Below are 12,478 nucleotides of genomic sequence, written 5' to 3'. Positions count from 1 at the left end.
GATTTTAGTCTTTATGTATTTCGGCTCGTTGCCGATGCAACGCAACCAAGCGCGAAACAGAAGACTCAAAAGACTCATTTTCCCCCGCAAAACTTGTATTGGCCATAAAATACTCCTGCGCATTAAATAGACTTTCACCTATCTGCGGTGTAATACGTTTTGATGTTCCATCCTTAAGTATATCAAAGCTTTGTTGATTATCAATGATATTAGCTAACATAATCTGTAAAAGAATTTTTTGACGCACTATTTTATTAAAAACCGGAACCAATATTTCAATACGATAGTCCAAATTACGAGGCATCATATCAGCAGAGCCTAAGTAAACGAGTGCATTTTCATTAGGCAAATCTTGACCATTCCCAAAACAAAAAATGCGACTATGTTCAAGAAAACGCCCGACAATTGATTTTACACGAATATTATCCGAAATTCCTAGAATACCAGGACGTAAACAACATATCCCCCGCACAACCAAATCAATTTGCACCCCTGCTTGACTGGCACGATATAAAGCATCAATAATTTCAGGATCAACCAATGCATTAACTTTCATCCAAATAGCAGCAAACCTTCCCTGTTGTGCATGAACAATTTCTCCCTCAATATGCTCTAAGATACGACCACGCAATGTTAAGGGTGAAAAAGCAATCTTCATTGTTTCATTTGGACGCTCATATTGCGCAATATAATTGAACAATAACGCAACATCATGAGCGATATCATCGTCCGTGGAAAAAAAAGAAAGATCGGTATAAGTTTTAGCGTTAATGGGATGATAATTTCCTGTCCCAAGATGAACATAAGAGCGAAGACGTTTTCCCTCACGTCTCACAGCTAATGACATCTTAGCATGCGTTTTTAATGCAATAAAACCAAAAATAACTTGAACCCCAGCACATTCAAGATCCCGGGACCAACGAATATTTGCTTCCTCATCAAAACGTGCTTTAAGTTCTACCAAAGCAGTCACAGACTTTCCCTGTTCAGCTGCTTCAATCAAAGCGCCAACAATTGGACTATCATTTGATGTACGATAAAGTGTTTGTTTGATTTCCACAACATCAGGATCGCAAGCAGCTTGACGTAAAAATTGGACAACAACATCAAATGTCTCATAGGGGTGATGAATCACAATATCATTTTCACGAATAGCCGCAAAACAATCTCCTTTATGTTCACGAATACATTCTGGAACACGAGAAATATAAGGAATAAATTTGAGATCATCACGGGGAATAGAAACAATTTCTGATACCGTATTAAGCGCTAAAAATCCATCAAGAACATTAATACAATTATCAGGAACAGCGAGACTATTCGCTATAAATTGGCGTAAACTCTCTGGCATTTTTGCGTCAAACTCAACTCGAATAACCTGCCCACGGCGCCGCCTTTTAAGAGCAGTTTCAAAAAAATGAACAAGATCCTCAGCTTCTTCTTCTACTTCAATATCACTATCTCGGATTACTCTAAATGTACCAATTTCTTTAACCTCATAGTTAGGAAATACATATTTAATAAAAAGGCAAATAACATCTTCGGATGCAATAAAACGAAAATGATTGCCTTCTTGAGGAAGAAGAATAAAACGCCTTAAAAGCATTGAAATAGACAACAACACTGTGTGTGAGTTCTGATCAGTTTCTCCAGACAATTGAAGCGCAATAGAAAGCCCTAAATTAGGAATAAATGGAAAAGGATGAGTAGAATCAACAGGCAAAGGTTTTAAAACAGGAAAAATTGTCTCAAGAAAATATTTTTCAAGCCATGACTTTTCAATTTCTGAAAGATCATCAGAACAAATAATTTCAATATCATTCTTTTTTAATTCATCACGTAAAACATTTAATTCTCGTAGTTGGTGAGCCTGCAGCTTTGAAATCTCAGCTAATACAATATCAAGTTGTTCCTGTGGAGTGTGCCCATCTGCACTGCACGCTGTAACGCGAGCACGAATTTGAGCTGCTAGTCCTGCAACACGAACCATAAAAAACTCATCAAGATTTGCAGCTGAAATAGAAAGAAATTGTAGACGTTCTAATAAAGGATGTTTCGAATTAGCCGCTTCCATCAAAACACGATTATTAAATTGTAGCCATGAAAACTCTCGATTAATAAACCGTACCGGATTTTTCATTGTTATATTCGATATAGAAATTTTATCTACCACCCTCTGTTCCATATATCCTAAATAATTTTCTTTTACATTTTCTAAAATCCCTGACGAAATATCTCACATAATATTTGATAATATGTTATCATCATAATAATATATCAATGCCTAACTTCCCTCATCATTTTTCCATTTAATATTTTAAAATACTTGGAATTATTGCTATGCGCAAAGCACTAAAAGTAAAACAACTATTCTAATATAGCATAAAAGAAGAGAAATTTGTCTTAAAAAGCAGCTTGCATTATTCTACGCTTTATTACAAACTCACGCCTATAAAATAGAAGAGCCCAATCATAGCTGATGAGAAAATTTATTCTGGAGTTTGTACGCCATGTCTGATCACAACATTCCTCATTTTCAAAATGACCTTGGATATAAAACAATCGAAATTGGTGTGAAAGAATTTATGTGTGTAGGCGCTACACAACCATTCGATCATCCTCATATCTTTATCGACATGGGAACAGCAGATGAGAAAATTTGCCCTTACTGCTCAACCCTTTATCGTTATGTTCCCTCACTATCATACAATCAAACAAACCCAACAGGATGCTTATATAATCCAGAAAAGCTATTATAATTGCGTTTTTTGGCTTTCTTAATAACTACTCTTTTAATTCTGCTTGTTTAATATGAAATCATTTGTAGAACAATCACCCATCATCGTTGGGGGAGGAATTGCTGGTTTAAGCACCGCTTTAGCACTCGCTCATAAAGGAATTGCAAGCACCATTATCGAAAAGTGTAAGCAACTTGAAACGATAGGCGCTGGTATTCAACTGACACCAAATGCAACATCTATTCTTGCTCGCTGGAAACTTCTTAACAAACTCTCTGAAGTCGCGACAATCCCACATTTTTTTGAGTTAAAAGATGGATTATCTTTAAAAATACATCTACGGGCTCATCTTATTAATCTAACAGAAAAATATTGGAAAGCCCCTTATCTGACGATTCACCGCGCGGCTTTACAAAAAATTTTATATAATGCAGTGATTGAAAATCCTTTGATCAAATACAAAGCAGGCGAAACGATTTTATCTTCTACCCAATCTGCAAGCAACATTAAAATCACGACAATAAAAACAGATACGGCAACAGAACAGCTTTATTCAACGCCCCTCCTGATCGGATGTGATGGCGTTTGGTCAACATTACGGCAACAATCTCCTTTTCATGAAAAAGCAAATTTTAGTGGCTTTATTGCTTGGCGTGCAACAACAACATCTGATAATCTTCCTCAAAACTTTCGTTCTTCATTGCAAAATATGAAGACAATTACGGCTTGGATGGGATCAAAAAATCATCTTGTTGTCTACCCCATTCAATCGTCAGAAAAAATTTTTAATTTTGTCGCCATTACGCATGGAGAAAATTCAAAAGAAGGATGGGCCCATAAAGGAGATAAAGAAAAACTCAAATCTCTTTTTAAAGATTGGAATTCAAAAATCTTAGAAATCTTTGATCATATTGATGAATGGAGCTATTGGCCACTCTTTCAAATGAAACAAAATCGTTTTATCGGTTTAGAGAGACAAGTATTTGTTGGCGATTGCGCACATGCTGCCTTACCTTTTGCAGCACAAGGTGCCGCTATGGCAATCGAAGATGCCGCCACATTAGCAAAAGCACTTTCATTGAAAGATTTTTCATTAACGAAAGCACTTTCGCTTTACGAAACAATACGCACCCCCCGTATTGCAGCAGTAAAAAAACGCGCAGATTTCAATAGATTAGCCTATCACGCAACCGGTCCCATAGCAATTGCACGCAATCTCATGATGAAAATTCGTACACCAGAGAGCATTATGTCAGATCTCAATTGGCTTTACATGTATGATGCGATGAATTCTATAAAAAATAATGATAAAAACTTATAAAATTCTTCCGGCACTTTGAATATTACGAAAGAACGAGATTTTTTTAATTTTATGACACTAAAAAATATCATAATTTACTCAAATAAAAGCAATATTTTTCGAAATCTACAATCCGATTTTAAAAGCTCAATTTTTAGCTCTCCTAAAAGCAAAAACACCACTCAAAATCAGCTCCCATCTTTAATCTTTCTTTAACTCAATTCTACATCAACAACACCCTGAATTAATTTCATAGCATTTGCGACATGTGAATTTACCTTATATCGCTTAGGAAGCGCAATTTCGACTTCTCGCAATTCATCCTCTTGAATTAAAATAAGCCCAACCTCTCCATTCCCCCCAAGATTTAAATTTTGTTCAATTTGTGGAAGCATATCAACTGTTTTTATAAAGAGACGCATCATTTTATGCTGTTGTAATGATTCATTTTCCAAAGACTGAATTGTTTCAATTCGCAAACTAACTCCTTCAGAACGATTTTCTGCGCTCACCGTAATAATAAAAGATTTTCCGGGTTCTAGCATCTCTTCATAATCCGAGAGTGCCTCAGAAAAGAGAACTGCTTCATATTGTCCACTTGTATCAGAAAAATGAATAATTCCCATTTTTTTACCAGATTTTGTTTTGCGCACGCTTTTTCCCACAACAGTTCCAGCAAGCCGTGCAGCTGTTGCTCCCCCTTTAACGGCATTGGCAAAATTACCCCAAGTCTGAATGCGTTTTTTGTCCAGAATAGCTTGATACTCCTCCAAAGGATGCGCAGAAAAGTAAAAACCTATAGCTTGAAATTCTCGATAAAGTTTCTCAGCCGGCAACCAAGGGGTTGTTTGCGATAAAATCAATGGTTCTTTTAATCCGCCTGCCATTCCAAATATATCAACCTGCCCGCTAGAATTGTCATCGAGAATACGAAGTGCACGCGCATGAAGGGTTCCAAGATTGGCTAATAAAACCTCACGTGCAATGTTAAAACAATCAAAAGCACCAGCACAAACTAAACTTTCCATCGCACGCTTATTAACAATACGAGGATCAACGCGCGCACAAAAATCTTCCAAATCCTTAAAAATCTTATTCCCACGACAAGAAACAATATGATCTACAACAGTTTCTCCCACACCTTTAATGGCAGCAAGAGAATAATAAATACTGTTATCACCAACCTCAAAAACACGATGAGATGTTTGTATAGAAGGTGCAATAACTTCAATACCCAACCTTAATGCTTCGCGTCGAAAATCATTGAGCTTATCTGTATTCGTCATATCATATGTCATTGAAGCAGCTAAAAACTCAACGGGATAGTTTGCTTTCATATAAGCTGTTTGGTAAGAAACAATTGCATAAGCAGCAGCGTGCGATTTATTAAAACCATAATCGGCAAATTTTGCTAAAAGATCAAAGATAATATCAGCTTGATCTTTATCCACACCACCTGCAACAGCTCCATTGATAAAACGCGTACGCTGTTTTTGCATTTCAGCATGAATTTTTTTCCCCATAGCACGACGTAGTAAATCAGCTTCTCCAAGCGAATAGCCAGCAAGAACCTGAGCAATCTGCATCACCTGTTCTTGATAGACAATAACACCTTGTGTTTCTTTAATCAGATGATCTATCTTAGGATGAATAGAAGAAATTTCCTCTTCCCCATGTTTGCGTGCATTATAGGTTGGAATATTCTCCATTGGACCTGGACGATAAAGTGCAACCAGCGCAATAATATCTTCAATACGGTCTGGCTTCATTCCAATCAACGCCTTGCGCATACCAGAACTTTCCACCTGAAACACGCCAACCGTTTCACCACGTGCCATCATAGCATAGGTTGCTTCATCATTCAGAGGAATATTTGATAAATCTATTTTAGTCCCCTTTCTGGCAACAAAATCGACTGCCATTTTCAAAACAGTAAGCGTTTTTAATCCAAGAAAATCAAATTTTACCAGCCCCGCCTGTTCCACATATTTCATGTTAAATTGTGTAACAGGCATATCAGAACGAGGATCACGATACATCGGGACAAGCTCCCAAAGTGGACGATCTCCGATAACAATCCCAGCAGCATGAGTTGAAGCATGACGATAAAGTCCCTCCAACTGAAGTGCTATATCTAATGTGCGGACAACAACGGGATCTTTTTTCTTTTCCTCTTCAAATTTAGGTTCATCCTTAATAGCATCAGCTAATTCTACCTGACTTCCTGGCGTGGCAGGAATTAATTTTGTAAGATAATCCACCTGACGATAAGGAACTTCTAAAACACGCCCCACATCACGCAAAACTGCACGTGCCTGTAACTTACCAAAGGTAATAATTTGAGCAACTTGATCACGTCCATATTTTTTTTGAACATATTGAATAACTTCTTCGCGCCGCTCTTGACAAAAGTCGATATCAAAATCTGGCATCGAAACACGATCTGGGTTGAGAAAACGTTCAAAGAGAAGAGAAAACCGCAAGGGATCCACATCAGTAATTGTCAATGCATAAGCAACAAGTGAACCAGCACCAGAACCCCGTCCTGGTCCAACGGGAATGTCATGAACCTTTGCCCATTTTATGAAATCTGAAACGATAAGAAAATATCCAGAAAATTGCATACGCGTAATAACTGAAATTTCATAATCAAGCCGCTGTTCATAATCTGCAATCGTATACCCTTCAGCCAACCCTATTGTTTCAAGCCGCATCTTCAAACCAGCTTTAGCCTGATTTAACAACTCACTATCTTCTATTTCTAAAGTAGTTTCTGAATTAACAGATTGTTCTATAAAACGAGGCAATATCGGTTTTCGAAGAGGCGAGGCAATATGACAACGCAATGCAATTTCAACACTATTTTCCAAAGCTTCTGGAAGATCAGAAAACAGTGTAACCATTTCATCTTGTGACTTCAAATAATGATCTGGCGTCACACGTTTGCGATCTGGATTAGAGACAATTTGTCCTTCTGAAACAGCCATCAGCGCATCATGCGCTTCATACCCTTCTCTTTTCAGAAAAAAGGCTTCATTCGTTGCAACAAGAGGAATTTCATGCGCATAAGCCAATTCAATAAGATCAGCTTCTACACTCCGGTCATAAGAACTATGCCGTTGTAACTCCACATAAAGACGATCCGCAAAAGATTTTTTCAAATAAATTAAGCGCTCAACAGCGTGTTCTTTTTTCTCTTCCGCCAAAGAAAGATTAATAGGTCCTCCCTTTCCACCCGTTAAAGCGATTATTCCTTCACTGTGTTCTGACAACCAATCAGCTTTAATATGAGGAGGATCAGTATCACACTTATCAAGATAAGCACGGCTCACAAGACGAACCAAATGAGCATAACCGGTTTCGCTAGCTGCCAAAAGAACAATAGAGCAAAAATCAGAAGGATTACGCCATTTAGCCAAACGTGAATGATCATTTTCATCACAAAAATCAACAGTAAGCTGACAACCAATAATAGGTTGGACCCCATGAGAAAGACAATGCTGTGAAAATTCCAAAGCACCAAATAAATTATTGGTATCGGTAATAGCAACCGCTGGTGCATGATCTGAAATCGTCTGTTGAATAATTTGGGGGATTTTTAAAGCCCCTTCGAGCAAGGAATAAGCTGAATGCACTCTCAAATGAATAAAGCGAGGAAGAGAATTTTTGTTCTCTTGCATTTGCATTTTATTTTTTACCACTCTCACAATTTCCCACTACAAAATAAATGCTAAACAGCAGCCCTTATAAAAGAAAAAACTTCTGTTTATCATCAAACTTTAAAGCTATAAATTCATCATCCTACATAGGAGCAATATCCCAATTTTATTAATATTTATAAGAGAGTTCTATCAAGAAAATGCTTCTATTCACAGCAAATAAACACCTAAAATAAAAAGAAAAACAATATACCTCATCTAAGCACTTTAATTTTTGACCATTTAATTGTATTTTTCTTTAAATATTAATTTCTCTTCCTAAAGTTCAATGTGTAAATAAAGCAACCTCCTCTTTATGACTTTATCCCCAAAAAGCTCTTCTAAAGGTCTAGAAAAAACAAAAAGGGCAGGTTAAATTTGCTCATGCCTCCAAGTCTTCTTACCCCACTTTTTAATTCTATCCGAACTCTTTCTGGTATTACACCTAAAGTCTATGGTTTATTGACCAAACTCTTAGATGTTAATCCCACACAACGCGAAGCAACCCTTATTGACCTTCTTCAATTAATGCCCCATTCCGTTATAGACCGCAGAATGCGTCCCAACATTACTTGTGCAAAAGAAGGAGATACTGTTACGCTCGAAATTATCATCGATCAGCATCAACCACCACCCCGTGGTCACAACCGAATTCCCTATCGTGTTATTGCCCATGATCAGACAGGAAAAATAAATTTAGTCTTTTTTCATGCTCAACCTCTTTGGCTAAAAAAACAACTCCCCGAAGGAAAAAAAGTCATTATATCAGGAAAAGTTGAATGGTTTAATGGACAGCTTTCAATGGCGCATCCAGACTATATTGCCCCAAGCGAACAATCAAATCAGATACCTCTCATCGAACCTGTCTATCCCTCTACTGCAGGACTAACTGTAAAGACACTAAGACGCGCCATACAAAACGCTCTTGATTTTATTCCTCTTCTACCAGAATGGATAGATGAAAATGTAAAAAAGCAGCAAAATTTTCCTTCTTTTTCTGTTGCTTTACGCCGTATCCATGCGCCCATTAACCCCAATGATCTATCCTTAGAAAGTACAGCACGCAAACGTCTTGCCTATGATGAATTGCTCGCTTGTCAATTGGCACTAGGACTCGTGCGTTTGAAAACTAAATCTCTTGTTGGCACTTCTCGACCATCAACAGGAATTTATACTAAAAAATTGCTCAATATCCTCCCCTTTCAACTCACAACCGGACAAAAAAAAGCAGTAGAAGATATCGCAAATGATCTTGCTTCACCAGAACCGATGCTAAGACTACTTCAAGGTGATGTAGGCGCAGGAAAAACTGTTGTTGCATTGATGGCAATGGCACAAATTGCTGAAAATTCAGGACAATCAGCTTTAATGGCACCAACTGAAGTGCTTGCTAGGCAACATTTTGCCACCATCGCTCCTCTTGCCAAAAAGGTCGGATTACAAACAACGCTTTTAACAGGACGAGAAAAAGGGAAATTGCGGACAAATATCGTGAATGATATTCTGTCAGGTCAAGTTTCTATTGTCATCGGAACCCATGCTCTCATACAAAACAGTGTTACTTATAATAATCTCGCTTTAACCATTATCGATGAACAACACCGTTTTGGTGTCCATCAACGTATCGCTCTTACAGAAAAAGGTAATAAAGCTGATATGCTGGTTATGACCGCCACGCCCATTCCGCGCACACTTGTCTTAACAGCTTTTGGTGATATGGATGTATCTAAAATTACCGAAAAACCAATGGGACGACAACCCATTACAACAGCAACGCTTTCTTTGAAACGTCTTCATGAGCTTATAGAGAGAATCGCAATTGCATTAGAAAAAGGAGAGAAGCTCTATTGGATTTGTCCTTTAGTGGAGGAATCGACAGCTCTTGATCTCACTTCAATTGAAAACCGCTTTGCATTTCTCCATGAGTGCTTTGGAGCACACGTTGGTATGATCCATGGAAAAATGTCTACAGCAGAAAAAGAAGCCGCTATGGCATCTTTTAAATGTGGAAATACACGTATTTTAGTTGCAACCACAGTCATTGAAGTGGGAGTAGATATTCCAGATGCTTCGATCATTATCATCGAACACGCGGAACATTTTGGCCTTTCACAATTGCACCAATTACGTGGACGTGTAGGACGAGGCGATAAAAAATCTTCCTGCATTTTGCTCTATAAAGATCCACTGACTAAAACAGCAGCAACACGCCTTAATATTATCCGCAATACAGAAGATGGTTTTGAAATCGCTGAAGAAGATTGGCGCCTACGAGGCGAAGGAGAGCTTTTAGGTACAAAACAATCCGGAGTCCCAGAATTTCATATAGCAAACCTTGCTGTTCATAGCGATCTTTTGTCAATGGCAAGAAAAGATGCTCGTTTATTTTTACAACGCGATCCTCATCTTTCTTCTGAGCAAGGACAAGCTTTACGGTTGCTCCTTTATCTTTTCGGACACAACGATGCTGCACGCCTCTTACGAGCAGGATAATAAAGACCCTCTAATAAAAAACTTAAATACTTTTCTGTTTAAATATGGTTTTCTCTCTTAGAATTACCCATAAATGATCTACGCAGTCTCTTACCATCTTTATGCTTCATGAACGAATAATAAATCAACAGCACTATCTTCTCTCTCAATCTGAATTATTCTTGCATTAAAACAGTAGAAGCAATATTGCGTCTTTTTTTACCATTATGTTCACATAGCTGATCCATTTTTTGATAGGTAAGAAGATATTTTTTGTTTTATCGTAAAGGATTGAGAAAGAAAAAAACTGTCTACAGCATTCTCGTTCAACAGAGAAAAATGGAAAAATAAGCTTTATTATAAATCAATTTCTTACACTTGATTATTCTTCAAAAGATTCAAAAATATACTTTTATTCAACCGTGACTGATTTTGCTAAATTACGGGGTTGATCAACATCTGTTCCTAATAAAACAGCCGTATGATAAGCGATTAACTGAACAGGGAGTGCATAAATAATAGGAGAAATAAATTCTGGAACATCTGGCAAAGTGATCGTTGATAAAGTCTTAAGAAAAGCCACCTCTGCTCCTTTTTTATCGGTTATTAAAATAATACGACCATTACGCGCTACCACTTCTTGCATATTAGAAAAAGTTTTTTCAAACCACCGATCATAAGGTGCAACAACAATAACGGGTATTGTCTCATCCACCAGAGCAATTGGTCCATGCTTTAATTCACCTGCCGCATAACCTTCAGCATGAATATAAGAAAGCTCTTTCAGTTTAAGAGCTCCCTCCAAAGCAATCGGATAAGAAGTTCCACGTCCCAGATAAAGAACACTTTTTGCATTCACCAAATCACGACAAATACATTCAATTTTTCTCTCTAATTTTAAGACCTCATTTAAAATACGTGGAACTTCTGCCAACTGTTGAACCAGTTTCTTTTCCATTTGAGCCGAGAGATAGCCACGTTGTTTAGCAGCACTAAGAGCGAGTGAAGCAAGCGTTGCCAATTGACAGGTAAAAGCTTTTGTTGAAGCAACACCTATTTCCGGTCCGGCAAGTGTTGGGAGAATAAAATCAGCCTCCCTTGCCATTGTTGATTGCTCTACATTCACAATTGTTGCTGTTTTTACACCCCGCTCACGACAATAACGCAAAGAAGCCAATGTATCAGCTGTCTCACCAGATTGAGAAACAAACAGCGATAACACATCAGACGTTATAGGAGGTTCACGATAACGAAACTCCGAAGCAACATCATTATCAACACTTAAAGCGGCAAATTTCTCAAACCAATAGCGCGCAACTAAGGTTGAATAATAAGCCGTTCCACAACTCGCAAAAAGAAGCCGATGAATATTTTTCCAATCAATCAAATTCTCAAGCGGTCTAACGACATAATTTCCAAGGTCAAGATAATGCGCCAAATTATGAGAAATCACTTCAGGTTGTTCAAACATTTCCTTGTGCATAAAATGACGATGATTACCCTTAGAAATCAATAAAGCCCCTTCGAGTAATGTCGTCACAGGACGTTTTACCGGTTGGTTGTTAGCATCATAAATTGTAACACCCTCCCGTGTGAGAACAGCCCAATCCCCATCTTCCATATAGCTAATATAATCAACGAATGGTGCCAAAGCAATCGCATCTGAACCCACAAAAAATTCATCTTTTCCATAACCAATTGCCAGAGGTGGACCAGAACAAGCAGCAATCATAAGGTTATCTTCACCTTCGAAAATAAGAGCAATAGCAAAAGCCCCCTGCAGCCTTTTCCAACTAGTACGCATAGCTTCTTGCGGAGAAAGACCATCTTTTAATGCACGCGTTATTAAATGTGCAATAACTTCCGTATCCGTCTCTGTTTCAAAGATACAACCATCCTCTATGAGTTCCTTTTGCAATTCTACAAAATTTTCAATAATACCATTATGAACAATCGCAAGCTTTTCAGTCACATGGGGATGCGCATTGCGTTCAACAGCAATTCCATGCGTAGCCCAACGGGTATGACCAATCCCTAAACTTCCCTCCAGAGGTGTTTTTTTTAATTTTTCTTCTAAATGAACAAGCTTCCCCTCAGCACGTACACGATAAAGATGCCCATTATGGACTGTTGCCACCCCAGATGAATCATACCCTCTATATTCAAGACGTTTTAACCCCTCAACCAAAAAGGACGTAACACACCTCTTTCCAAGAATTCCAATAATTCCACACATTAAAAAGCTCCAACCCTCATCTTAAGATTTAAAT

The 12,478-nt window shown here is 37.9% G+C and carries 6 protein-coding genes; 3 read left to right on the top strand and 3 right to left on the bottom strand.

The genetic code is table 11. The features are described from left to right. Positions 1 to 4 precede the first annotated feature (4 nt). Positions 5 to 2,185: an RNA degradosome polyphosphate kinase gene (locus ACFIK2_RS03650; RefSeq protein ID WP_375642982.1), complete on the bottom strand. Its 2,181-nt coding sequence runs from the start codon at positions 2,183 to 2,185 to the stop codon at positions 5 to 7. 325 nt (positions 2,186 to 2,510) lie between these two features. On the opposite strand from ACFIK2_RS03650, the gene ACFIK2_RS03645 reads away from it, so the two are divergent. After that, positions 2,511 to 2,759 (top strand): zinc-finger domain-containing protein, encoded by a 249-nt coding sequence (locus ACFIK2_RS03645; RefSeq protein ID WP_375617781.1) that lies wholly within the window; start codon positions 2,511 to 2,513, stop codon positions 2,757 to 2,759. 52 nt (positions 2,760 to 2,811) lie between these two features. After that, positions 2,812 to 4,059, top strand: coding sequence for an FAD-binding protein (locus ACFIK2_RS03640; RefSeq protein ID WP_375634469.1), 1,248 nt, complete (start codon positions 2,812 to 2,814; stop codon positions 4,057 to 4,059). 191 nt (positions 4,060 to 4,250) lie between these two features. Here ACFIK2_RS03640 and dnaE read toward each other — a convergent pair whose 3' ends face one another. Further along, a complete protein-coding gene (gene dnaE, locus ACFIK2_RS03635) occupies positions 4,251 to 7,718 on the bottom strand; it encodes a DNA polymerase III subunit alpha (RefSeq protein ID WP_375633192.1) in 3,468 nt (1,155 codons plus the stop codon). 402 nt (positions 7,719 to 8,120) lie between these two features. On the opposite strand from dnaE, the gene recG reads away from it, so the two are divergent. Beyond that, a complete protein-coding gene (gene recG / locus ACFIK2_RS03630; protein WP_375633177.1) occupies positions 8,121 to 10,229 on the top strand; it encodes an ATP-dependent DNA helicase RecG in 2,109 nt (702 codons plus the stop codon). Positions 10,230 to 10,620: 391 nt separating this feature from the next. Here the strand turns inward: recG and glmS are convergent, their stop codons facing one another. Continuing rightward, complete coding sequence (glmS, locus tag ACFIK2_RS03625; protein WP_375633178.1) at positions 10,621 to 12,444, bottom strand: glutamine--fructose-6-phosphate transaminase (isomerizing); 1,824 nt, start codon at positions 12,442 to 12,444, stop codon at positions 10,621 to 10,623. Positions 12,445 to 12,478: the final 34 nt, after the last annotated feature.

The organism is Bartonella sp. AP88XZML, from assembly GCF_042195565.1.
Classification (GTDB): domain Bacteria; phylum Pseudomonadota; class Alphaproteobacteria; order Rhizobiales; family Rhizobiaceae; genus Bartonella.
The sequence above is the reverse complement of the archived record's forward strand: the minus strand, read 5'-3'. Positions and strand labels throughout refer to the sequence as shown.